The following is a 23,795-nucleotide window of genomic DNA, read 5'->3' on the forward strand; positions in this document are numbered from 1 at the left end:
AGAATGACAGATATCGCAGACCTGCAAGACCGCACGCTGATGATCGTCGAGGATGATGACGCGCTGCGCACGCAACTGGCCAAGGCACTTGGCAAGCGTGGCTTTTCGGTCACCACCTCGGCCTCCGTCACAGGCGCGATCGGCCTTCTCGAACCCTCTCCGCCGGCCTTTGCTGTGGTGGACCTGCGGCTCGATGACGGCTCGGGCCTCAGCTATATCGAAGCCCTCAGCACCCGGCGCCCGGATGCGCGCCCCATCGTGCTCACAGGCTATGGCAACACGCCCACCGCCGTCGCCGCCGTCAAACATGGCGCGATCGACTATCTGGCTAAACCCACAACCGCCGATGAGATCGTCGCGGCCCTCCTCGCCCCTCGCGAAGGGCGCGCAGCACCCCCCGACAACCCGATCGACCCGGATGCCGCGCGGCTCGAACACATGCAGCGCATCTACCGCGAATCCGGCGACAACACGACCGAGGCCGCACGCCGCCTGAACATGCATCGCCGCACATTTCAACGCCGCATGAAAAAGCTGCGCGAAACGATGCAACGCGCCAGCCCCGTCTGATATCAGCCTGCGATCCGGGCGCAGCCGAGCCTGCATAAATCGGCAGTCATCGACAGCTTGTATCTTGCTCTTGGCCGCAACCGAGCGTAAACCCCGCCCGGATTGCAGCCAGGGATAGGCCCATGCCCGTTCTCGTGATGAAATTCGGCGGCACATCCGTCGCCACGCTCGACCGCATTCGTCGTGCCGCCAAACGCGTCGGCGTTGAGGTGGCCAAGGGCTATGACGTGATCGTCATCGTCTCGGCCATGGCGGGCAAGACAAACGAACTCGTCGGGTTCGTGAACGAAATCTCACCGCTTTACGATGCGCGCGAATATGACGCCGTCGTCAGCTCGGGCGAGAACGTGACAGCCGGCCTCATGGCGCTCACCTTGCAGGAAATGGACATCCCGGCGCGCAGCTGGCAAGGCTGGCAGGTGCCGGTCAAGACCACCTCGGCCCATTCCGCCGCCCGGATCGAGGATATCCCCCCTGACAACATCAACGCAAAATTCGCCGAAGGCATGCGTGTCGCCGTCGTTGCGGGCTTTCAGGGCGTCAGCCCCGAAGGCCGGATCACAACGCTTGGCCGAGGCGGCTCGGACACAACAGCCGTGGCCTTCGCCGCCGCCTTCGACGCCGAACGCTGCGATATCTACACCGATGTCGACGGCGTCTACACCACCGATCCGCGCATTTGCGACAAGGCGCGCCGGCTTGACCGGATCGCCTTCGAGGAAATGCTCGAACTGGCCTCGCTCGGCGCCAAGGTGCTGCAGACCCGTTCGGTCGAACTTGCAATGCGCTACAATGTGAAGCTGCGCGTGCTCAGCAGCTTCGAGGAACAATCGGATGACGCCGGCACCCTTGTCTGTGCCGAGGAGGAAATCATGGAATCAAATGTCGTCAATGGCATCGCCTATTCGCGCGACGAGGCGAAGATGACCCTCATCTCCGTGGCCGACCGCCCCGGCATCGCCGCCGCCATCTTCGGCCCGCTGTCGGATGCCGGCGTGAACGTGGACATGATCGTGCAGAACATCTCGGAAGAGGGCCGCACCGACATGACCTTCTCCTGCCCCACAGATCAGGTGCTGCGCGCCGAAAAAGCGCTCCAGGCCGCCAAGGAACGCGGCGAGGTCAATTACCACGATCTGGTCGCCGACACCAATGTTGCCAAGGTCTCGGCCGTGGGGATCGGGATGCGCAGCCAGTCGGGTGTGGCCGCCAAGATGTTCAAGACCCTGTCCAACGAGGGCATCAACATCAAGGTCATCGCCACCTCCGAGATCAAGATTTCCGTCCTGATCGACCGGAAATACATGGAACTCGCCGTTCAGGCCCTGCATGATGCCTTCGGGTTGGACAAATCCGCCTGAAGCCGTCACCCTGCCCGGGTGGGCCACAGGTGTAGCCCCAAGTGACTCGGTCAGGGACCCACGGCATTTGCAATGACGCATGACTTCGAGACCGACAGCCGCCAGATGCTGGGCCGCCTGCGCTCGGTCATGGCTGAAGAGGCGGCAGGCCAGCAGAGGCTGGATCGTATCACGCTGCTCATCGCCGAAGAGATGCGCACCGAAGTCTGCTCGATCTACCTCTTCCGCGACGAAGAGACCCTCGAACTCTGCGCCACCGAAGGCCTGAACCCCCAGGCGGTGCATGAAACCCGGATGCGGCTTGGCGAAGGGCTGGTGGGCCGCGTGGCCCGCACCGGCGCGATCATCAATACCGACGACGCCCCCGGCACGCCCGGTTTCCGCTACATGCCCGAAACCGGCGAAGAAGCCTATTGCGCCTTCCTCGGCGTGCCGATCCAACGCCTGGGCGAGATGCTCGGCGTGCTTGTGGTTCAGTCCCGCGAGGCGCGCATCTATTCCGACGAGGAAATCTACGCGCTCGAAGTGGTCGCCATGGTCATCGCCGAAATGGCCGAACTGGGAGCTTTCGTCGGTGAAGGCGCTGCCATGTCCGCGCGCCACCAGCAGGCGGTCCTGTTTCGCGGCACTTCCGCTCAGGAAGGCGCGGCCCAGGGCCATGTCTGGCTGCATGAACCCCGCGTGGTGGTCACCAATCCGATCGCCGACGATCCCAAACGCGAGCTGGAGCGCCTGCGCGAAGCGGTCGACCAGTTGCGCGTCGGCGTCGACCGGATGCTGTCAACGGCAGTGGGCGGCGACAAGGACCAGCTGCAGGTGCTCGAAGCCTACCGCATGTTCGCCAATTCCAAGGGCTGGATGCGGCGCATGGAAGAAGATATCGGCCGCGGTCTCTCTGCCGAAGCGGCGGTGGAAAAGGAACAATCCACGGCGCGCGCACGGATGTCTCAGGTCTCGGACAACTATCTGCGCGAGCGGCTGCACGATCTGGACGATCTCAGCAACCGGCTGCTGCGCATCCTCACCGGCCAGGGCAATCAGACCGGCGCCGAAATGCCCGCCGACCCGATCCTGATCGCGCGCAATATAGGCCCTGCGGAATTGCTCGATTATGGTCGATCGCTCAAGGGGATCGTGCTCGAGGAAGGCTCGGTCGGCTCACATGCGGCAATCGTCGCCCGTGCCCTGGCCATCCCCCTGGTGATCCATGCCGAACGTGTGACCACCGAGGCATTGAACGGTGACAAGATCCTCGTGGATGGCGATCAGGGCATCGTGCATCTGCGCCCCGACGACACGGTCGCCTCCGCCTTCCGCGACAAGATGGCCATGCAGGCGCAGGCGCAGGAACGCTACGTGTCGATCCGCGACAAACCGGCCGAAACGCTGTGCGGCACACGGGTCACCTTGCTGATGAATGCGGGGCTGATGGCCGACCTGCCCAGCCTCGACAGCTCGGGCGCCGAAGGGGTGGGCCTTTTCCGCACCGAATTGCAATTCCTGGTGCGCAATCACATGCCCAAACGGGCCGAACTCAGCGGGCTTTACGCCCGCGTGATGGAGGCCTCCAAAGGCAAGCGCGTGGTGTTTCGCACGCTCGATATCGGCTCCGACAAGGTGCTGCCCTACATGAAGGCCGTGAACGAGCCCAACCCCGCCCTCGGATGGCGGGCGGTGCGCGTCGGTCTCGACAAACCCGGTGTCATGCGCATGCAGCTTCAGGCGCTGATCCGCGCCGCCGCTGGCCGGCCCCTGACGGTGATGTTTCCCTTCGTGGCCCAACGCGAGGAATACACCGCCGCCAAGGCCGAGATGGACAAGGCGCTCGAGCGCGAGCGCATCCTCGGCCACCCCCTGCCCGCCTCGCTCGAAGTGGGCGCGATGCTCGAAACCCCGTCGCTCGCCTTCGCCCCGGACAGTTTCTATCGCGAGGTCGATTTCCTGTCGATCGGCGGCAACGATCTCAAGCAATTCTTCTTCGCCGCCGACCGCGAAAACGAACTGGTCCGGCGCCGCTACGACACGCTAAATGTCAGCTTCCTGACCTTTCTCGAAAGCATCGTCGAGCGTTGCAAGACCCTCGGCACACCGCTCAGCTTCTGCGGTGAGGATGCAGGCCGCCCCGTGGAAGCCGCGTGCCTTGCCGCGATCGGCCTGCACAGCCTGTCCATGCGCCCGGCCTCGATCGGGCCAGTGAAATCCATCCTCCGGCGCACCGACCTCACCGAGCTGCGCCGCGTGATCCACGAGGCCCGCGAGACCGGCACCCAATCGGTCCGCCCCGCCGTGATGACCTATCTGCGCGGCAAACTCTGAACCTGCCGCAGCCGGAATTTTCAGGAAAATTCCGGTCTGGGGGCTCTGCCCCCGACGTTGAAAATCAAATGATTTTCAACGCCTCCCCCGGGATATTTCCGGCCAGAAGAAACGCGCGCGCGGCGCGCACTTTCATCGTTCCCCAAATACTCCCGCCGGAGGCCCCCATCCGCAAGACACGCGCCGCAAGTATGGGGCAGCCCGGCAAACCGGTTTGGCGCCCAGACGAAACCGATGCGCTCACGCAAGGCGCGCGCGAAACGCCTCGACCAGATCGGCATGATCGCGACCGCTTTCGATCGCCAGCCGCCGCAGCCCGAAATGCACATGTGCCATCTGCTGATAATAGCTCGTATAGGCATAGTTCGTCGCAGCCCCGGCGGCCGCCCCCAGGACCGGCACGGTCTGGGCGGCCAGTTTCTGGCCCAGCACCGTCGCGAGCCGCGGCGCGACGCGCGCGATCATGGCGCGCATCGTGGTGCCGGTCAGCGCCAAACGCGTACTCAGAAAGGCGAGATCGGCCCCATCGTCATGGTCAAGCGGCCCTGCTGCCGCGAAGACCTGGACGCAATCGAAGCGCACCGCTTGTTCCTCGGGGGAAAATCCCTGCTCGATGGCGGCGTCCTGAATTGCGCGCAACAGAATGGTCGTGGTGATCGGCAGTTCGGCCAGAGCGGTGGGCAGCCCGCCCCACCCGCCGGCAGCCCCCATCGCCGTGGTCAGCGCCCGGGTCATCCAGCCGGGGCTTTCGGCCACCAGCCCGCGCGAGCGATGTGCCGCCTCCATCGCACGGGTCAGCGCATCGACAGTGGCGCTGTCGAGCCTGTCGCGCACGGCGCCCGGCAACCGGTCGAGCAGGTTTTCGGCCTGTCCGCCGATCAGGTTCAGGACCTGCAATCCCGGCGAGGCCGCCCGGGCATGGCGCGCGGCCAGATCATCGAGATGACGCGAGACCTCTGCGGCATCCATCGGTTTTGCAATGATGTCCATGGCGGCGCCCTTCCGACGGTTCGTCACCAAGATCGGCGCTGGCGCCGTGCTTTTCAAGCACCGCGCTCGACCTTGCCGGTGATCTTGTCCCAGGCCCCGGGTTTGAGCTCCAGTCCAAGCACACGGGCCGGGTTGGTGGGCGGCGGCATCTCGATGCCCGTCAGGCGGCGAAACCCGAACCGGCCATAATAGGGTTCATCCCCGACCAGCAGCACCCGGTCCCAGCCCTGCGCCGCTGCGAGCACAAGGCTTTCGCGGATCAGCCAGCCGCCCAGACCCTCGCCCTGCCGTGTGGGATGCACCGCCACCGGCCCCAGAAGCAGCGCCCGGCGCCCGGCCACCTGCACGGGCCAGTAGCGGATCGCGCCGGCCAGGATCCCGTCATCGTCACGCGCCACAAGGCTGAGACCCCGGACAGGAGGGACCCCATCGCGCAGACGATAGGATGACAGCGCCTCGCGACCCGGCGCAAAGCACAGGTCATAGAGCGCTTCGACCTCCCACCAGTCCTCATCGGTTTCCGGGCGCAGCTCGGACACAGCGCAACTCCTTGCAAAATCGGCTGGATTTGCGCGTAGCACGCCGTTAGGTCTGGCACAAACCCAGAAAACAAGCGAGGCGCTCTCTGATGTTCTATCGTCCCGAAGACGGCCACGGCCTGCCGCACAACCCGTTCAACGCCATCGTGACACCCCGCCCCATCGGCTGGATTTCCAGCCGTGGCAAGGACGGGCAGGACAACCTTGCGCCCTATTCCTTCTTCAACGCAGTGGCCTATGTACCCCCGCAGGTGATGTTCGCCTCGACCTCGGCCAAGGCGGATCGGGGCGACACCAAGGACAGCGTCGCCAATATCCGGGAGACCGGCGTATTTTGCGTCAATATCGTGGAATACGCCATGCGCGACGCCATGAACCAGACCTCAGGCGCCTGGGACAGGGACGTGGACGAATTCACACTCGCCGGGATCGACCGTGCCGAGTGCGACACCATCGCCTGTTCGCGTGTGGCTGGCGCGCCGGCCAATCTCGAATGCAAGCTCACCCAGATCGTGACCCTCCCCGGAGAAGCGAATGTCGCGGTCTTCGGAGAGGTGACGGGCGTTCACATGCGCGACGACTGCCTCAAGGACGGGATGTTCGATGTTCTGGCGTTCAACCCGCTGGCCCGCCTGGGATATCGTGACTACACGGTCGTGCGCGATACGTTCGCACTCAACCGCCCGGGCGAATGACCCAGTCCGCCGGATCACCCGTGAGGGCCAACCGTTAGCGGGGGAACGCGTCGCTGAAACCTGCCTGCCGTGTGCGGACCAGCCCGGCTTGCAGCTCTTGTGCAGAGCCGAATGGCCCGGCAAGCACGAGCGTATAGGTCTGTCCGCCGCGTGTGATCCGGCCCATGCGCGCAGGCAATCCGGTGTTGGCCAAACGCTGTGCCGCAGCGCGCGCATTACCGTGATCGCCGAACATACCGGCCTGCACATACCGCTTGCCCGACTGTGCCGCCTGTGCCTTGGGCTGTTGCGACCGGGTCGAGATGACGGCCCTTGTCCCACTCTCGCCGGAGCGCCGCACCTCGGCCATGCCAAGGGGCTGGCGGTCTGGCGCAGAGCTTCGGACAGTGCCGTTTCGCGTCACCCGGATCGGATCGGGCACGACACGCCCTTGCGTGGCGACGACAACACCGGCTGCGCGCTGCTGCTCGAAACTGGTGAACGGATAGCGCAGCCCCGGGAACCGGAAACTGACATCGCGCCCCGTGCGCGTATCGATCAGAACGCGCGGCACGGTTTTCGACCAGATCACTTCCATATTGGCCTTGCCATCAAAGTTTTGATGCGCGCGATAGGGGTTGAGCCTGTCATCCTCCCAGACTTTCTTGTAGCCATGCGGCACGGTAATGCCTTGGGATTTCACTTGCTGCTCATAGACATGCCGCGGCACGACCCGTGTCTGGCCAGTCACCGCCACCTGACGCGAAACAGGCGCCAGAACGCGCGCAGACCCTGCATGAACCGGAACCTGTGGCACCACGGTCAAATCCGAACCACGTGCAGCGTAAGGCTGGGTCACGACCACACGTCGCATCTTGGCGCCGCTTCCGCCACCGCCTTCGATATAGGTCACATGCGCGCTTGTCTGCGGGCCACAGCGCACACCTTCGCCCGTGGAATACCGCGCCGACACGCCGGTCAGCCCCGGACAGGAGGACACCACCTCCCGGCGCGCTGCCGGTGCCGTGACAACGGCTGGCGCCGTCACGACGGGCAAGGTCCTTTGGGCCGGGGGCTGGGTGACGATCCTGACAGGCGCAGGCGCCGCGGCAGGGGCTTGGGCGGGTGCGGCCCGGCGCTGCTGCACCGGCACAGGCTGCGGGCGCGGCGCAGGTGCAGGGGTTGCGACGCGCGCGGGCGCCTGTGTCACCGTCCGGGCCGGTGCGGTCCGCGCAGGCGCTGTGGCCGGTGCAGCCGGCGCTGTCTGAACACGGGTTGTCTGGGTCGGGGCGGCCGCTCTGGGGGCGGCTTGGGCGGGGGCGGTCTGAGCAGGAGCATCAGCCGTCCGGCTCAGCCCCGGAAGGCTGGGCTGAAACCCGCAGACCAGTTGGCGCGAGCGTGTCACGCGCGGCACCCAGGTGGTCGCACCACCCACACCGGCCCGGATGAACACACACCCGTTGCTGTCTACATATTGGCGTCCGGCAAAAGACGCCGGCGGAATTTCTGCGGGAATGGCGTTGGTTGACGATTGCTGTGCGGGCGCATTTTCGCCCAAGCCCAGAACCGCGACAGCAGCAATCGCAACGACTTTCAAAACTCTCATGACACACCCCGGAACAGACAGGCAAAGTCTGCCCGATTTGTTCCGGTTAGTAAACAACGAATAGCTTATTTTGTGCCATACATGCGGTCACCCGCATCACCTAGTCCCGGAAGGATATATCCTTTGTCGTTCAGCCGCTCATCCAGCGCCGCCGTGACAATCGGTACATCGGGATGCGCCTCCTTCATTCGGGCCACCCCTTCGGGCGCGGCCAGCAGGCACAGGAAACGGATATTTTTTGCCCCCGACTGCTTCAGCAAATCCACCGCCGCCGCCGAGGAATTGCCCGTCGCCAGCATCGGATCGACCACGATCACCATGCGCTCGTCCAGATAATCGGGCACCTTGAAGTAATATTGCACCGGCTTCAGCGTTTTTTCGTCCCGGTACAGCCCGACAAATCCCACCCTTGCCGACGGGATCAGCTCCAGCATCCCGTCCAGCAGGCCATTGCCCGCCCGAAGGATCGAAATCAGCGCCAGCTTGCGGCCCGCCAGAACCGGGGCGTCCATCTCCTGCAGGGGCGTTTCGATGCGCCGCGTGGTCATGTCCAGTTCATAGGTGACCTCATAGGCCAAAAGCTGACTGATCTCGCGCAGAAGCTGCCGGAACACGGCCGTCGAGGTGTCCTTTTCCCGCATGAGCGTCAATTTGTGCTGGATAAGCGGGTGTTTGACGACGGTCAGATGCTCTTTCATCTCGGGATCCTCGAATGTGCCGGTCTATGCGTTCACCCTGTTTTTCAGAAACCGCCGCCAAGGGCAACGGGATTGGGCATTACGTCTAGGGCAGAAAACTGCGCCCCGGCCCCCGCTCAGGCAGCTTGAGATGCGCGGCAACACTGGCGGCCACATCGACGAAAGCCACTTTGCCGATCTGTCCGCTCCCCAGCCCCGCCACCAGCACCGGCACCCGCTCACGGGTATGTTCGGTGCCGGGCCAAGTCGGGTCATTGCCATGATCGGCGGTGAGCACCATCAGATCGCCGGGTCGCAGGCCCGGCAGGATGCGCCCAAGCGCCGCATCGAACCATTCCAGCGCCCTCGCATAGCCCTCAACATCGCGGCGATGACCATAAAGACTGTCGAATTCCACGAAATTGGCAAAGGTCAGGCTTCCCGGCTCGGCCCCGTCGACCGCGCGCGCCAGATGGCCCATCAACTCGGCATCACTGCCCTTCCAGACATCATCGATCCCCCGCATCGAAAAGATATCCCCGATCTTTCCGATGGCATGCACCTTGCCGCCCGCCTCCTGCACCCAATCGCACAGCGTGGGCGCGGGCGGCGCGATGGCAAAGTCGCGCCGGTTGGCGGTGCGCACAAAGCCGGTGTCGGCATCCCCCACGAAGGGCCGCGCGATCACCCTCCCGACGCGCATCTGGTGCAGCAACGGCGCCACCGCGTGGCACAGATCAAGCAACCTCTGCAGCCCAAAGGACTCCTCATGGGCCGCGATCTGAAAAACACTATCCGCCGACGTATAGCAGATCGGCCATCCCGTGCGCAGATGCTCGGCCCCCAGCCGGGCGACGATCTCGCTGCCCGAGGCGTGGCAATTGCCCAAGATACCCTCGGTGCCCGCGGCATCCGTGACCGCCTTGACCACCTCATCGGGAAAGGCCGGCTCCTCATCCGGGAAATAGTGCCAGACCCAAGGCACAGGCACACCCGCCAGTTCCCAATGGCCCGTCGGCGTGTCCTTGCCGGGCGAGGCTTCGGTGGCGCAGCCCCACAGCCCCTCGGGCTCCGTCCCTAGCCCCGGCGCCCCCTCACCCGAAGCCAGCCGAACAGCCGCCCCCAGCCCCAGCCGGTCCATCACCGGCAGATGAAGGCCACCGCCGCGGGCCTGCGCGATATGCGCGAGCGTGTTGGCGCCCCTGTCCGACTGCCCGCCGCCAAAAAACCGCGCCGCATCCGGCGCCCCACCGATGCCCACCGAATCGAGCACCACGAGAAAAGCGCGCGCCATGCTCAGCCCAGCCTTTCGTGCACAAGCGGCGGCAGATAGGGCGCGGCCTCCCCGATATCCATGGCCTGCACCAGCGCCGCGGCGGCGCGGTCGGCCTGATCCTGCCTTGCGGCATGGATCCGCAAGAGCGGCGCCCCCCTCTCCACCCGGCTCCCGAGCGGCACCACCCGGTCCAGCCCCACCGCCGGATCGACCGCATCCGTTTCAACCTGCCGCCCGCCGCCAAGCCCGATCACCGCCAATCCCATCGCCTCGCCATTCATCGCGCGGACATAACCCGCGCGCGGCGCCGGCAGATCCCGGATCACGGGCGCCGCAGGCAGCACCTGCTCCCATGTCTCGACAAACCCCGTCGGCCCGCCCATCGCGGCGATCATCCGCCCGAAACACTCGGCCGCGCGCCCGTCACCCAAGACCTTGCGCAGCGCCTCTTCCCCCTCCTCCCGGCTCTCGGCAAGCCCCGCATCCCCAAGCGCCATGCCCCCCAGCACCATCGTCAGCTCCGCCAGCCGCCCGTCCCCGGCGCCACAAAGCACCCGCATCGCCTCGGCCACCTCAAGCGCATTGCCCGCAGCAGGCGCCAGCGGCTGGCTCATGTCCGAGATCACGGCACTCGTCCGGCACCCCGCGGCATTGGCCGTCTCCACCAAAGCCGACGCCAAGGCGCGCGCCTCCTCAAGCCCCTTCATGAACGCACCCGAGCCCATCTTCACATCGAGCACCAACCCCTCCAACCCCGCCGCAAGCTTCTTGGAAAGGATCGACGCGGTGATCAGATCAAGGCTCTCGACCGTCGCCGAGACATCGCGGATCGCATAAAGCCGCCGATCCGCCGGCGCCATCCGCGCGCTGGCACTGACGATCGCGCAGCCGACCTGCGCCACCACATCGCGAAACCTCTCGCCCGACAGGCCCGTGCACAGCCCCGGAACAGCCTCCAGCTTGTCCAACGTGCCGCCCGTATGCCCCAGCCCTCGGCCCGAGATCATCGGCACATAGGCCCCGCACGCCGCCAGCGCCGGGGCAAGGATCAGGCTGACGCAATCGCCGATCCCACCGGTCGAATGCTTGTCGATCACCGGACCATCCAGCGACCAGCCAAGCGTCTCGCCACTGTCGCGCATCGCCAGCGTCAGCGCCGTGCGGCCCGCCTCGCCCAACCCGTTCAAAAGAACCGCCATCGCAAAGGCACCGGCCTGCGCGTCGCTCACCCGTCCATCGGCCAGCCCGTTGGCGAACCACGACAATTCCGCCTGCCCGATCGCGGCACGATCACGGACAGAAGCGATGATCGCGCGCGCATCCATCCCTCACCCCCTCGGCAGACTGACCGAGGAAAACGCCCCCGGTAGCAACTCATCCAGCCGCGCGGTTGCCTGCTGGCCATCCAGTGTCGCCATGATGACCCGCGTCTCGCCACCGCCGAACTCGGCCAGCCGCTGCCGACACCCACCACACGGGCTGATCGGCGCGGGACTGTCGGCAATGATCGCCACCTCGGTCAGCGCGCTCTCACCGGCAGCCACCATCGCGGCGATGGCCCCCGTTTCCGCGCAGGTGCCCTCGGGATAGGCGGCGTTCTCGACATTGCACCCGACATAGACCCGCCCCGAGACACCGCGCACCGCAGCACCCACCTTGAAGCCGGAATAGCGTGCATACGCCTTTTCGCGCGCGGCGCGTGCCTGATCCAGCAAATCCATCGGCCTCTCCCTCGCGTTGCAGCCTCACAGGCCTTGCGGGTTTCACATTGCGTCCTGACGCAACCGGATGCAAGCTGGCGCAACCCGTCATGAAGCGCGGGATTGCGCCGCCGGAAATTTAGTTTAATGCTAAACTAAATGGTGCGAGGGAGGATCGAATGACCGACAACCAGAAAGAAAACCTGCGTCAGGCGGCACTGGCCTATCACGAATTCCCCAAGCCGGGAAAGCTCGAGATCCGGGCGACCAAGCCGCTCGCCAATGGCCGTGATCTTGCCCGCGCCTATTCGCCGGGCGTGGCCGATGCCTGCCTTGAAATCAAGGACGATCCGGCCAATGCCGCCCGCTACACCGCGCGCAGCAACCTTGTCGCCGTCGTCACCAACGGCTCGGCCGTTCTGGGGCTTGGCAATATCGGGCCGCTGGCCTCCAAGCCGGTGATGGAGGGCAAGGCGGTTCTGTTCAAGAAATTCGCCAATATCGACTGCTTCGATCTGGAAGTCGATGAAAGCGACCCCGAGAAATTCGCCGATATCGTCTGCGCTCTGGAACCCACTTTCGGGGCGATCAACCTCGAAGACATCAAGGCGCCCGATTGTTTCATCGTCGAAAAACTCTGCCGCGAGCGCATGAACATCCCGGTCTTTCACGACGACCAGCACGGCACCGCCATCGTCGTCGGCGCCGCGGCGACCAATGCGCTCTTCGTGGCGGGCAAACGCTTCGAGGATATCAAGATCGTCTCGACAGGCGGCGGCGCCGCCGGCATCGCCTGCCTGAACCTGCTGCTGAAACTGGGCGTCAAGCGTCAGAACATCTGGCTGTGCGACATTCACGGGCTGGTCTACAAGGGCCGCACCGAAGACATGAACCCCCAGAAAGAGGCCTTTGCCCAAGAGACCGATCTGCGCGAACTGGGCGATGTCATTCATGACGCGGACCTCTTTCTCGGCCTCTCCGGCCCAAATGTGCTCAAGCCCGAGCATGTCGCGAAAATGGCGCCGCGCCCGATCATCTTCGCCCTGGCCAACCCCAACCCCGAGATCATGCCCGACGAGGCCCGCGCCGTGGCGCCCGACGCGATCATCGCCACGGGCCGCAGCGATTTTCCCAATCAGGTCAACAACGTGCTGTGTTTCCCCTTCATTTTCCGGGGCGCATTGGATGTTGGCGCCACCGAGATCAATGACGCGATGCAGGTGGCCTGCGTCGAAGGGATCGCCGAACTGGCGCGCACCACCACCTCGGCCGAAGCCGCCGCCGCCTACAAGGGCGAGCAGATGTCCTTCGGGGCCGATTACCTGATTCCCAAGCCCTTCGATCCGCGGCTCTCCGGTATCGTCTCGACCGCCGTGGCACGCGCCGCGATGGAGAGTGGCGTCGCCCGCCACCCGATCGCCGATCTCGACGCCTACCGCGCCAGCCTTGATGCAAGCGTCTACAAATCTGCACTGCTGATGCGCCCGGTCTTCGATGCCGCGCGCACCGCCGCACGGCGCATCGTCTTTGCCGAAGGCGAGGATGAACGCGTGCTGCGCACCGCACAGGCGATCCTCGAGGAAACCACCGAAACCCCCATCCTGATCGGCCGCCCCTCGGTGATCGAACAGCGCTGCGAACGGCTTGGCCTGACCATCCGGCCCGGCCGCGACGTGAGCATCGTCAACCCCGAGGACGACCCCCGCTATCGCGACTATTGGGGCAGCTATCACGAGATCATGAAGCGTCGCGGCGTGACCCCCGATCTGGCCAAGGCGATCATGCGCACCAACACCACCGCCATCGGCGCCGTGATGGTCCATCGCGACGAGGCCGACAGCCTGATCTGCGGCACATTCGGCGAATATCGCTGGCATCTGAACTACATCACGCAGGTGCTTGGCGGGGCGGATCTGCGCCCGCATGGCGCGCTGTCTCTGATGATCCTCGAAGATGGCCCGCTCTTCATCGCCGACACCCATGTGCATTCCCGGCCCACCCCCGAACAACTGGCCGAGGCCGCGATCGGAGCGGCCCGCCATGTGCGCCGCTTCGGCATCGTGCCCAACGTCGCGCTCTGCTCGCAGTCGCAATTCGGCAACCAGTCCGAAGGATCTGGCCGGCGTCTGCGCGAGGCGCTCGAGATCCTCGATTCAGCACCCCGCGATTTCGCCTATGAGGGCGAAATGAATATCGACGCGGCGCTCGATCCCGAGCTGCGCGCACGTCTCTTGCCCGACAACCGCATGACAGGGGCCGCCAATGTGCTGATCTTTGCCCATGCCGACGCGGCCTCGGGCGTGCGCAACATCCTCAAGATGAAGGCCGGCGGGCTGGAAGTGGGGCCGATCCTGATGGGCATGGGCAACCGCGCGCATATCGTGACCCCCGGCGTCACCGCGCGCGGCTTGCTGAACATGGCCGCCATCGCCGGAACCCCGGTGCGCCACTACGGCTGAGCGGTCTTGAGGGCCTGCGAATCTCCCATGCGCCGAATTTGCAGCGCATGGGTTTGCAGCTTTGCAATCATCCGGCATTTTGCCGTGTAATCCGAATATATAAAGGTGGTTTGCAAAAATTTGCAGGCTGCCCCTGCCCATCTCTGCAAATTTCTTGCGGTAATCCGCCACGAAATCCGCCAACTCCCTTGCCGCGCGGCCCCCTGACCCCGTAACAGTTTTGCAAAGGACCGGAGGAGACTGAAATGGCATACAAAGCCGTATATGAAAACTGGCAGGCGGACCCCGAAGGGTTCTGGATGGAGCAGGCCAAGGCGATCGACTGGGACAGGATGCCGTCCAAGGCGCTCTTCGACGACAATGCCCCGCTCTATGAATGGTATGCCGACGGTCTGGTGAACACCTGCTACAACGCCGTCGACCGCCATGTCGAACGGGGCCGCGGCGATCAGGTGGCGATCATCCACGACAGCCCGATCACCCACACCAAGCACGAAATCACCTATGCCGAGCTGCGCGACCGCGTGGCCAGCCTCGCCGGCGCCCTGCGCGCCAAGGGCATCGAAAAGGGCGACCGGGTCATCATCTACATGCCGATGATCCCCGAGGCAGTCGAGGCGATGCTGGCCTGCGCCCGTCTGGGCGCCATTCATTCGGTCGTGTTCGGTGGCTTCGCCGCCCATGAGCTGGCCGTCCGGATCGAGGATTGCAAACCCAAGGCGATCATCGCCGCCTCCTGCGGACTCGAGCCGGGCCGCGTCGTGCATTACAAACCCCTGGTCGACGGCGCCATCGAACAGGCCAGCCACAAACCCGAATTCTGCGTGATCTTCCAGCGCGAACAGGAGGTGGCCAGCCTCACTCCGGGCCGCGATCACGACTGGCACGGCTTCCAGTACGGCACCACCCCCGCCGATTGCGTGCCCGTCGAAGGCAACCATCCCGCCTATATTCTCTATACCTCCGGCACCACGGGCGCCCCCAAGGGCGTGGTCCGCCACACCGGCGGTCATCTGGTGGCGCTGAACTGGTCGATGAAGAACATCTACAATGTCGATCCCGGCGATGTGTTCTGGGCCGCCTCGGATGTGGGCTGGGTCGTGGGCCATTCCTATATCTGCTACGGGCCGCTGATCCATGGCAACACCACCATCGTCTTCGAGGGCAAACCCGTGGGCACCCCCGATGCCGGCACCTTCTGGCGGGTCATCAGCGAACACAATGTGCGCAGCTTCTTTACCGCCCCCACGGCCTTCAGGGCGATCAAGCGCGAAGATCCCAAGGCCGAACTGATCAAGAATTACGACATGTCCTGCCTGCGCGCGCTTTATCTGGCCGGGGAACGCGCCGATCCCGACACGATCGAATGGGCGCAGGACGTGATGGGCGTGCCGGTCTATGACCATTGGTGGCAAACCGAAACCGGCTGGCCCATCGTCGGCAATCCCGCCGGGATCGAGGCCCTGCCCGTCAAGATCGGATCGCCCACCGTGGCGATGCCCGGCTATGACGTGCAGATCCTCGACGACTCCGGGCACGAAATGCCCGCGGGCGAACTGGGTGCCATTGCGATCAAGCTGCCCCTGCCGCCCGGCACCCTGCCGACGCTGTGGAACGCCGAAGCGCGGTTCCACAAATCCTATCTCAACACCTTCCCAGGCTATTACGAGACGGGCGATGCCGGGATGAAGGACAAGGACGGCTATCTGTGGATCATGGCGCGCACCGATGACGTCATCAACGTGGCTGGCCACCGCCTGTCCACCGGTGCCATGGAAGAGGTGCTTGCCGCCCATCCCGATGTGGCCGAATGCGCCGTGATCGGCGTCTCGGACGAGCTTAAGGGCCAATTGCCCGTGGGCTTCGTCTGCCTCACCAAAGGCGTCAACCGCCCGCATGACGAGATCGCTCGCGAATGCGTCAAGTTGGTGCGCGATCAGATCGGACCGGTCGCAGCCTTCAAGCTTGCCGTGGTCGTCGACCGCCTGCCCAAGACGCGCTCGGGCAAGATCCTGCGCGCCATCATGGTCAAGATCGCCGACGGGACCGAGTACAAGATGCCCGCCACGATCGACGATCCCGCGATCCTCGACGAGATTCGCGAGGCACTCCAAGGGATCGGCTACGCCAAGGGCTGATCCGCGCCCGACCCCGCAGATCTTGCGCCGCCATGGCTCGGGCCTTGGCGGCGCCTGTCGTTTGGCAGGATGCAAAACCCCGCGCGCAACCCTATATCCACTCTGAATGACGGAGTGCTGCCATGCCTTTTCGCCCCCTTATCGCCCTTTTCACCGGCCTGTTTCTGGGCCTGCCCGCCCATGCCGACCCGGTGAGCGACTACACCCCGCCCCCGGTGACCGAATGGCGCTATATCTCGGATCAGGTGATGGGCGGCGTGAGCCAGGGCGGCGCGCGCGCCGAAAACGTGAAGGGCGAGACCTATCTCCGCCTCACCGGCGATGTGAGCACAAAAAACAACGGCGGCTTCATTCAGGCCCGCGCCGAGCTGGAACAAGGTTTCCCCGCCGAGGCGCAAGGCGTCGTGCTGCAGGTGCGCGGCAATGGCGAGCGGTATTACGTCTTTTTGCGCACGCGGGGCACGATACTGCCCTGGCAGTTCTACAACGCGCCCTTCCAGACAAGCGATGACTGGCAGACGGTCCGCCTGCCCTTCACAGCCTTCAAGCCATCGGGCCGACTGCTGCGCGCAACGCCTCTGCCCGAAACCGTGACCAGCCTTGGCGTGGTCGCCTATGGCCGCGACCACCGGGCCGATGTCACGGCCCGATGGATCGGTCTTTACTGATCTGACAATGGTCAGGCGGCCTTGAGACCGGCCTCTTCCAGCGCCTCCAGCATCCGGTGTGCCACCATCTCGGACGAGGCCGGGTTCTGCCCTGTCACAAGACGTCCGTCACGCACCGCAAAGCCGCAGAAATCCTCGACACTGTGCTGGAACTTGGCCCCTTGCTCCTTCAGCGCGTCTTCCAGCAGGAACGGCACCACGGTATCGAGCCCGGCAGCCTTTTCCTCGGAATTGGTGAAACCGTTGACGCGCTTGCCCTGCACCAGCGGCGCACCGCCCGGCTCGGTCGCCCCCAGCAGGCCCGCAGGGCCGTGGCAGACCGCGCCGACCACACCGCCGCGCTCATAGATACGCGACACGGCCTGACCCACCGCCTCGGTCTGGCGCAGGTCCCACATCGTGCCATGCCCACCGGGCAGGAACACCGCGTCATATTGCGACGGGTCGATATCCGCCAGCTTGGCGGTGGTCTCGAGCGCTGTCATCGCATCCGCGTCATCCATGAAACGCTGCACCGCCTCGGTCCGCTGGCCATTGCCATCGTCCGAGCCGGGATCGGCCGGTGGATGACCGCCCTGCACGCTGGCCAAATCGACCTCCAGCCCCGCATCGCGGAACGACCAATAGGGCTTGGCCATTTCCTCCCAGAAGAACCCGGTCTTGTCGCCGGTATCGCCCAGCTTGTCCCAGGATGTCAGAATCATCAGAACGCGTGTCATTTGCGTTGCCTCCTTTGAAGTTGCTTACAGTTGGTTTTCAGTGACGAGCCGCGCGATCAGCCATGGGCGTGATCGGTGTTACGCGGGTCCATCATGCCTTGCTTGATCCCCATTCGGATCAGGATCAGGTTGACCGGGTAGGCCGCGATCAGCCCGCAGGTCAGCGACACGATCATCGATGACCAGAACAGCACGTCGCCCATCCCCGCATCGCCCGCCAGCGTCAGGTCCACCCCGATCGCCACGATCTCCATGACGGTGATACTCGGCGTCTCGGACCACAGCGCGTCGCGCACCGCCGCACCAAACGGCGTGCCCTCCTGCATCAGCGGGCCGACCGTCAGGCCAAAGCCCGCCGCATAGGCAAAGGCAAAGGTGACGCCCGCCACCCAGGCCGTGCTCAGCGACAGGATGCCCACCGTCAGCACAAGGCCCGCGATCTCGCCCATGCCGCAGCCCGAATAGCAATGCGCCACCGACCGCGCCGCGCGCCGCCATGCACCATCGGCCGGAATTTCCTTGCGTCCCGACCATCCGTAAACCGCCAGTCCGACCGGACCGGAATAGATCACCGTCAAGGCCCAGACCCATTTCATCAGCGGCATCAGATGCGCATTGCGCACCCGCATGTCCCAAAGAAGGATCGCAAGGCTCGGCAGCATCGTCAGGACCCAGACTGTCAGGAACAGCGGGTGGGCAAGGATCGCCGTGAGGGTGGTGGCTGCCTGTTCCATGTCTCTCACGTATGAGGCACTCCGACAGGATGAAACCGTCCCTCACACCGACGTGATACCGACGTTTTACCGACGTGATACCGATGCGGTTTTTTTAGGGGTCAGACGAACTGTTCGCGCAGCAACCGCTCTTCCAGCCCGTGCCCCGGATCGAACAGGATTCGGTGCGAAATACTTGGTTCTGAATGGATTTCCACCCACAACACATTCTCGACCCATATGCTGTCCGCATCCGCCATCACCGGCCTTTTCTCCGGCTCGATAACATCAAACCTCACATGCGCCGTCTTCGGCAACAACGCCCCCCGCCACCGCCTTGGACGGAACGCCGCGACCGCTGTCAGCGCAAGAACATCCGACCCGATCGGCAGGATCGGGCCATGCGCGCTGTAGTTATAGGCGGTCGATCCGGCGGGGGTCGCCACGAGCGCGCCATCACACACCAGCTCGGCCAGCCGCAAATTCCCATCTATGGTGATCTTCAGCTTGGCGGCCTGGGGCCCTGCGCGCAGCAGCGACACCTCGTTGATCGCAAGGGCGTCATGCACTTGGCCATCGGACCCTTGGGCCTTCATGCGCAGAGGATTGATGACCTCTTCCTGGGCGGCGTCCAGCCTATCGATCAGATCGGTTTCGGAATATTCATTCATCAAGAAGCCGACGGTGCCGCGGTTCATGCCATAGACGGGCGCCCGAAGCCCTTGGGTGCGGTGCAAGGTATGAAGCATGAACCCGTCGCCACCAAGGGCCACGATCACATCCGCGTCCTCTTCGGGCGTGGTACCGTAGCGCGCGATCAAGGCTGCCCGGGCAGTCTGTGCGGTGGGAGCGTCGCTTGCAGCGAAGGCGATCTTTTTGGCCATGTCCGGCGCTGTTCCGTTTCCCAAGGGCGTCTTGTGGGTCGGATGGAACCACAATTCCACCTGTTGCGCCAGTAATGCCGGTCCGGCAACCCCTTTTGTCGCTTTACAAGCTTTCAAAAACACTAGGTTTCCGATAGGAAAACCGCCAAAGTGATACGCACGGAGTTGCCACTATGCCTCATGATGGAAACCAGCCCTTTGTCAGCCAAGGGTTTTTCACCGAATCCCTGACATCCCGCGACCCCGAGATCGCCAAGGCCATTGGTCTTGAACTGGGCCGACAGCGCGAAGAGATCGAACTGATCGCCAGCGAAAACATTGTCTCCGCCGCCGTGATGGAGGCTCAGGGCAGCGTGATGACCAACAAATATGCCGAAGGCTATCCCGGCCGCCGGTATTATGGCGGGTGCCAGTTTGTTGATATTGCAGAGAATCTGGCAATCGAACGGGCCTGCCAGCTGTTTGGCTGCGGCTTTGCCAACGTGCAGCCCAATTCGGGCAGTCAGGCCAATCAGGGTGTGTTCACGGCCCTTCTGCAGCCCGGCGACACGATCCTTGGCATGAGCCTCGACGCGGGCGGTCACCTGACCCACGGCGCAGCCCCCAACCAGTCGGGCAAATGGTTCAACGCCGTTCAATACGGTGTGCGGCGCGATACGCTGGACGTGGATTACGACGAGATCGCCCGCCTTGCGGCCGAACATAAACCCAAGATGATCATCGCCGGCGGCTCGGCCATTCCGCGCAAGCTCGACTTTGCGAAGTTCCGCGAGATCGCAGACAGCGTGGGCGCCTATGTGCTTGCCGACGTTGCACATTTTGCCGGTCTGATCGCGGCAGGGGAATATCCCAACCCGTTCCCGCATGTGCATGTGGCGACCACCACCACCCACAAGACCCTGCGTGGTCCGCGTGGCGGCATGATCCTTACGGATGACGAGGCACTGGCGAAGAAGTTCAACTCGGCCATCTTCCCCGGCATTCAGGGTGGCCCGCTGATGCATGTGATCGCCGCGAAGGCCGTCGCCTTCGGAGAGGCGCTGCGCCCCGAATTCAAGACCTATATCCAGCAGGTCATCGCGAATGCGCAGGCGCTGAGCGATCAGTTGATCAAAGGGGGTCTGGACACCGTCACGCACGGCACAGATACCCATGTTTTGCTGGTTGATCTGCGGCCCAAGGGCGTCAAGGGCAACGCCACCGAAAAGGCGCTTGGCCGGGCGCATATCACCTGCAACAAGAACGGCGTGCCGTTCGACCCGGAAAAGCCCACCGTGACCAGCGGTATCCGTCTTGGATCGCCTGCCGGGACGACGCGCGGTTTCGGCGAGGCCGAGTTCCGCCAGATCGCGGATTGGATCGTCGAAGTGGTCGACGGGCTGGCCGCGAATGGTGAGGATGGCAATCACGCGGTCGAAGCCAAGGTGAAAGCCGAGGTCGAAGCGATGTGCGCGCGGTTCCCGCTTTATCCAAACATCTGAGACACTTTACGGATTGACCATGACCCCGCGCAGCCGGTCTGCGCGGGGTTTTGCATGCGAGGACCGCCGCGTTCAGACCTTGTTAAATAATCGCTGGCAGGGTGCCCGCAGTCAAATCAGGCCACGCCAACGCAGGACCAGCACCACGAGTGTGAGCAAGATCAACAGGTTGAAGATGATCACCCCCACAAGACCGAGAAACGTTCTCATGCGGCGCTGCACAGGATCGATCCCGGTCAGATGGGCGCGAAGGATGCCAATAGCATGATCAACAGCGGCTCGGTCCACCTGCGCGGCAAGGCGCGGATGCTGCATCATCTGCTGGGACTGCGTGATGACATGTCCGGCCCGCCGGGCGAAACGGGGCAAGCGGCGCCCCGCACGGCGCAGCTGTTTGGCGAATGTGGCGCCACGGATGCCAAGCCTCTCGCGCAGCAGCGTTTCCAGCTGCGCAACGTCCCGGTTTATCTCTTCTGGATCAATCACTTCGCGACTCCCATTGGGCAACCTACAGCGACCGGCGGAGACCCTCAATAGGGGTGGCTCTTGCAGGAGCACCCTTGTAATACTCGGCGCATGTTGAACCGGATCGAACATGGAACGCGGACCGATCAGCCGGGTTTGCTGATCGCGCACGGGCTTTATGGCTCGGCGCGGAATTGGGGGGTGATCGCGAAGCGGCTGTCGGACACCCGGAAAGTGGTGGCCGTGGACATGCGGAATCACGGCCTAAGCCCTTGGTTTGAAACGCAATCCTACCCGGACATGGCAGGTGATCTGGCCGAGGTGCTGGCGGCTCTGGATGGGCCGTATGATGTGCTGGGGCACTCGATGGGGGGCAAGGCGGCGATGGTGCTGGCGCTCACCCGGCCCGAGCTGGTGAACCGCTTGATCGTGGCAGATATTGCGCCTGTTGCCTATTCACACACCCAGATACAGTATATCGAGGCGATGAAATCGGTCGATCTGAGCCGTGTCGAGAAACGATCGGACGTGGCGGAGCAATTGCAGCCGGTGGTGGATGATCCGACGCTGATCTCTTTTTTCACCCAATCCCTTGATATCAAATCAAAAAAATGGCGTCTGAACCTTGATGTCCTGGCGGGGGAAATGCCCAAGATCCTGTCTTTTCCGGATATTTCAGGGCGATATGAGGGGCCGGCGCTGTTTCTGTCGGGCGCGGACTCGGACTATGTGAAGCGCGAATACCGAAGCATTATCAAAGACTTGTTCCCCAAGGCACAATTCGCCAAGATCCCCGGCGCAGGCCATTGGCTGCACGCCGAAAAACCCCGCGAATTCGAGGCCGCGATCAGGGTCTGGCTGGGCTGAGGATGTGTAGGGTACGTACGAAACCTACACGCGTTCAGGACGAAACACGCCCCATCTTTCGGGATTTGTGTCCCATCCGTTCACATCGCCCCGGTCACTGACCCGAATTGAGCCCGCGGGCCACGAGCCAGGCCACCGGAAAGGCCAGCACGAACCCGGCCAGCACCGCGCCGCCCAGTCCCCAGACATCGTCCAGCCCCATGACGAGGGCGGCCACGAGCCCCACCCCTGCGAGGGTGGCGCCGATGAAGAGATGCAAGACAAACAAGAGCCAGACCATGGCGCGAGACTAGAGCGGTCCGGTCGGCGCCTCATTGATCTGCGTCAGATGCCGGCGGATGGGCTGCGACAATTTCCCCCGCCTCGGTAAAGCGGGTGCAGGCCGCGCCGTTGGTCTGGTTGGGAGCGCGCGAAACGACCCCAAAAAAGGCCATGACATACCATGCCACTACCATCACCGAACGCGCTGAAGGCGCTTATCCAATCGGACCGCAACCTTGACGGCGCCAAACTGGCCACCCGGATTATTCTGGGCCGCCTGCGTATCGAGGTGCGGAACAACCCCGCCCTTATCGATGCCAAGGTCGCTGAACTTATCGAGTTCACCCGCGCCAATGCCTTTGCCGCCGATGACCTTGCCAATATCTGAAGAGACGGACTTACCCATGAAAAACGAACTTCTTTCTGTCGAAGACGCCGCGGCCCGGATCGTGTCGGGCGCTGTCATGACCATTGCCGGCGATCAGGCGCTTCTGGCGCAATTGCCCAAGGGCCAGTGGATCGGCGGCACCTCGGTCTATTTCGTTACCGAGACAGGCGGGGCGGTGATCCGTGACCGGCTGTATTGCACCACACTGCCCGAGGCGACGAAGGCCGATATTCGCGTGCTGGAGGCCAGCGACCTGCCCCGGATCGCCGAAGGCTATGCGCCGGGCGGGATGTCGTTCATCCTCATCCCCGCCTTCAGCGCGGCGCATTCGGTCTTTGCTGTGGATGGCCCCAACTATGCCGGATTTTTCAATCAACCGCTGGTCGGCTGGATTTCGGGCGTGCATCTGGACGATATCGGGCGCGTCGCGCCCAAGGTGTTTGACGGAACCACCGGGGCTGCGCATGACAACGCGGCCGTGCTGATGCATCTGACGCTGGAGGCGGGGCTGATCCCGCAGGTCGATATCGTCAATATCTTCGAGCGGAACGATGCAGATGCCCCGTGTTTCCGGTTCACGCAAAGCGGCTTCGAGGCGCAGACCGCGCTGATCGACGGGGTGGAAACGCCGCTGGCCGCCTATCTGCAGGAGCATGGCATCGATACGCGCCTGCCTCTGATCGCGAATTATGGCGGCGCGCTGATCAATGTCTCGGTGCAGAGCGTCGATGCGCAGAGCGGCAAGGTGGCCTTTTACGCGCCGGTCATGCAGAACGTCGATTACCGCTTTGCCAAGCCTCTGGCGGATTATGCCCAGGCTTTTGCAAAGCAGTTGGGGGCGGGCGGCGATACGCAGTATTCGTGCAATTGCATCCTCAACTATCTTTATGGCGATCTCGAAGGCAAATCCACGGGCGGTTTCACCGGCCCGGTCACCTTTGGCGAGATTGCTTACATGCTTCTGAACCAGACGCTTGTGCGGCTGGAGCTGCAGCCGGCGTGACGCCGGCCTGATTGCGGCGTCAGCAGAACGACCCGCAAGG

At 63.9% G+C, this 23,795-nt stretch carries 23 protein-coding genes; 11 read left to right on the forward strand and 12 right to left on the reverse strand.

Translation table 11 applies throughout. The features are described 5' to 3' along the window. The first annotated feature begins 3 nt into the window (after positions 1 to 3). The 3 genes from F3H35_RS09950 (at position 4) to ptsP (ending at position 4,247) form a co-directional block, all read left to right on the forward strand. The gene (locus tag F3H35_RS09950; RefSeq protein ID WP_149779451.1) at positions 4 to 570 is read left to right on the forward strand and encodes a response regulator transcription factor; all 567 of its coding nucleotides are present in this window, start codon (positions 4 to 6) and stop codon (positions 568 to 570) included. A 122-nt stretch (positions 571 to 692) separates the two neighbouring features. After that, the gene (locus tag F3H35_RS09955) at positions 693 to 1,931 is read left to right on the forward strand and encodes an aspartate kinase (protein ID WP_149779452.1); all 1,239 of its coding nucleotides are present in this window, start codon (positions 693 to 695) and stop codon (positions 1,929 to 1,931) included. A 72-nt stretch (positions 1,932 to 2,003) separates the two neighbouring features. After that, positions 2,004 to 4,247, forward strand: coding sequence for a phosphoenolpyruvate--protein phosphotransferase (ptsP, locus tag F3H35_RS09960; protein WP_149779453.1), 2,244 nt, complete (start codon positions 2,004 to 2,006; stop codon positions 4,245 to 4,247). A gap of 240 nt (positions 4,248 to 4,487) precedes the next feature. Here ptsP and F3H35_RS09965 read toward each other — a convergent pair whose 3' ends face one another. Next, on the reverse strand, positions 4,488 to 5,237 hold the full coding sequence (locus tag F3H35_RS09965) for an EcsC family protein (protein ID WP_188129939.1): 750 nt from the start codon (positions 5,235 to 5,237) through the stop codon (positions 4,488 to 4,490). Between the two features lie 53 nt (positions 5,238 to 5,290). Then, the gene (locus F3H35_RS09970; protein ID WP_149779455.1) at positions 5,291 to 5,776 is read right to left on the reverse strand and encodes a GNAT family N-acetyltransferase; all 486 of its coding nucleotides are present in this window, start codon (positions 5,774 to 5,776) and stop codon (positions 5,291 to 5,293) included. 89 nt (positions 5,777 to 5,865) lie between these two features. On the opposite strand from F3H35_RS09970, the gene F3H35_RS09975 reads away from it, so the two are divergent. Continuing rightward, positions 5,866 to 6,471 (forward strand): flavin reductase family protein, encoded by a 606-nt coding sequence (locus F3H35_RS09975; RefSeq protein ID WP_149779456.1) that lies wholly within the window; start codon positions 5,866 to 5,868, stop codon positions 6,469 to 6,471. 34 nt (positions 6,472 to 6,505) lie between these two features. Here the strand turns inward: F3H35_RS09975 and F3H35_RS09980 are convergent, their stop codons facing one another. From F3H35_RS09980 to F3H35_RS10000, 5 genes are all read right to left on the reverse strand, one after another. Beyond that, positions 6,506 to 8,056 (reverse strand): SPOR domain-containing protein, encoded by a 1,551-nt coding sequence (locus F3H35_RS09980; protein WP_149779457.1) that lies wholly within the window; start codon positions 8,054 to 8,056, stop codon positions 6,506 to 6,508. A 65-nt stretch (positions 8,057 to 8,121) separates the two neighbouring features. Further along, positions 8,122 to 8,754 (reverse strand): uracil phosphoribosyltransferase, encoded by a 633-nt coding sequence (upp, locus tag F3H35_RS09985; protein ID WP_149779458.1) that lies wholly within the window; start codon positions 8,752 to 8,754, stop codon positions 8,122 to 8,124. An 85-nt stretch (positions 8,755 to 8,839) separates the two neighbouring features. Continuing rightward, complete coding sequence (locus tag F3H35_RS09990; protein ID WP_149779459.1) at positions 8,840 to 10,027, reverse strand: phosphopentomutase; 1,188 nt, start codon at positions 10,025 to 10,027, stop codon at positions 8,840 to 8,842. Between the two features lie 2 nt (positions 10,028 to 10,029). Beyond that, positions 10,030 to 11,334, reverse strand: coding sequence for a thymidine phosphorylase (locus tag F3H35_RS09995; protein ID WP_149779460.1), 1,305 nt, complete (start codon positions 11,332 to 11,334; stop codon positions 10,030 to 10,032). Positions 11,335 to 11,337: 3 nt separating this feature from the next. After that, positions 11,338 to 11,730, reverse strand: coding sequence for a cytidine deaminase (locus F3H35_RS10000; protein WP_149779461.1), 393 nt, complete (start codon positions 11,728 to 11,730; stop codon positions 11,338 to 11,340). Positions 11,731 to 11,888: 158 nt separating this feature from the next. Between F3H35_RS10000 and F3H35_RS10005 the strand changes: the two genes are divergently transcribed. The 3 genes from F3H35_RS10005 to F3H35_RS10015 all read left to right on the forward strand — a co-directional run bounded on the left by F3H35_RS10005 (position 11,889) and on the right by F3H35_RS10015 (position 16,974). Next, entirely contained in the window at positions 11,889 to 14,168 is a 2,280-nt protein-coding gene (locus tag F3H35_RS10005) for an NADP-dependent malic enzyme (protein WP_149779462.1), read from the forward strand. A gap of 245 nt (positions 14,169 to 14,413) precedes the next feature. Next, a complete protein-coding gene (gene prpE, locus F3H35_RS10010) occupies positions 14,414 to 16,306 on the forward strand; it encodes a propionate-CoA ligase PrpE (RefSeq protein WP_149779463.1) in 1,893 nt (630 codons plus the stop codon). Between the two features lie 122 nt (positions 16,307 to 16,428). Next, the gene (locus F3H35_RS10015; protein ID WP_149779464.1) at positions 16,429 to 16,974 is read left to right on the forward strand and encodes a CIA30 family protein; all 546 of its coding nucleotides are present in this window, start codon (positions 16,429 to 16,431) and stop codon (positions 16,972 to 16,974) included. Between the two features lie 11 nt (positions 16,975 to 16,985). On the opposite strand, the gene F3H35_RS10020 is transcribed toward F3H35_RS10015, so the two are convergent. The 3 genes from F3H35_RS10020 to F3H35_RS10030 all read right to left on the reverse strand — a co-directional run bounded on the left by F3H35_RS10020 (position 16,986) and on the right by F3H35_RS10030 (position 19,290). Beyond that, on the reverse strand, positions 16,986 to 17,693 hold the full coding sequence (locus F3H35_RS10020) for a type 1 glutamine amidotransferase domain-containing protein (protein WP_149779465.1): 708 nt from the start codon (positions 17,691 to 17,693) through the stop codon (positions 16,986 to 16,988). Between the two features lie 56 nt (positions 17,694 to 17,749). Continuing rightward, on the reverse strand, positions 17,750 to 18,427 hold the full coding sequence (locus F3H35_RS10025; RefSeq protein WP_149779466.1) for a DUF4396 domain-containing protein: 678 nt from the start codon (positions 18,425 to 18,427) through the stop codon (positions 17,750 to 17,752). A gap of 101 nt (positions 18,428 to 18,528) precedes the next feature. After that, the gene (locus F3H35_RS10030) at positions 18,529 to 19,290 is read right to left on the reverse strand and encodes an NAD kinase (RefSeq protein ID WP_149779467.1); all 762 of its coding nucleotides are present in this window, start codon (positions 19,288 to 19,290) and stop codon (positions 18,529 to 18,531) included. Between the two features lie 173 nt (positions 19,291 to 19,463). On the opposite strand from F3H35_RS10030, the gene glyA reads away from it, so the two are divergent. Next, positions 19,464 to 20,771 (forward strand): serine hydroxymethyltransferase, encoded by a 1,308-nt coding sequence (glyA, locus tag F3H35_RS10035; RefSeq protein ID WP_149779468.1) that lies wholly within the window; start codon positions 19,464 to 19,466, stop codon positions 20,769 to 20,771. Between the two features lie 111 nt (positions 20,772 to 20,882). Here the strand turns inward: glyA and F3H35_RS10040 are convergent, their stop codons facing one another. After that, positions 20,883 to 21,257, reverse strand: coding sequence for a hypothetical protein (locus F3H35_RS10040; protein WP_149779469.1), 375 nt, complete (start codon positions 21,255 to 21,257; stop codon positions 20,883 to 20,885). Positions 21,258 to 21,347: 90 nt separating this feature from the next. On the opposite strand from F3H35_RS10040, the gene F3H35_RS10045 reads away from it, so the two are divergent. Further along, a complete protein-coding gene (locus tag F3H35_RS10045; protein WP_149779470.1) occupies positions 21,348 to 22,103 on the forward strand; it encodes an alpha/beta fold hydrolase in 756 nt (251 codons plus the stop codon). Positions 22,104 to 22,197: 94 nt separating this feature from the next. On the opposite strand, the gene F3H35_RS10050 is transcribed toward F3H35_RS10045, so the two are convergent. Then, complete coding sequence (locus F3H35_RS10050) at positions 22,198 to 22,383, reverse strand: CTP synthetase (RefSeq protein ID WP_149779471.1); 186 nt, start codon at positions 22,381 to 22,383, stop codon at positions 22,198 to 22,200. A 162-nt stretch (positions 22,384 to 22,545) separates the two neighbouring features. On the opposite strand from F3H35_RS10050, the gene F3H35_RS10055 reads away from it, so the two are divergent. Then, positions 22,546 to 22,752, forward strand: coding sequence for a hypothetical protein (locus F3H35_RS10055; RefSeq protein ID WP_149779472.1), 207 nt, complete (start codon positions 22,546 to 22,548; stop codon positions 22,750 to 22,752). Positions 22,753 to 22,768: 16 nt separating this feature from the next. Beyond that, on the forward strand, positions 22,769 to 23,755 hold the full coding sequence (locus tag F3H35_RS10060; RefSeq protein WP_149779473.1) for a DUF6976 family protein: 987 nt from the start codon (positions 22,769 to 22,771) through the stop codon (positions 23,753 to 23,755). Positions 23,756 to 23,795: the final 40 nt, after the last annotated feature.

It is taken from the genome of Roseovarius litoreus (assembly GCF_900142765.1).
Lineage (GTDB): Bacteria > Pseudomonadota > Alphaproteobacteria > Rhodobacterales > Rhodobacteraceae > Roseovarius > Roseovarius litoreus.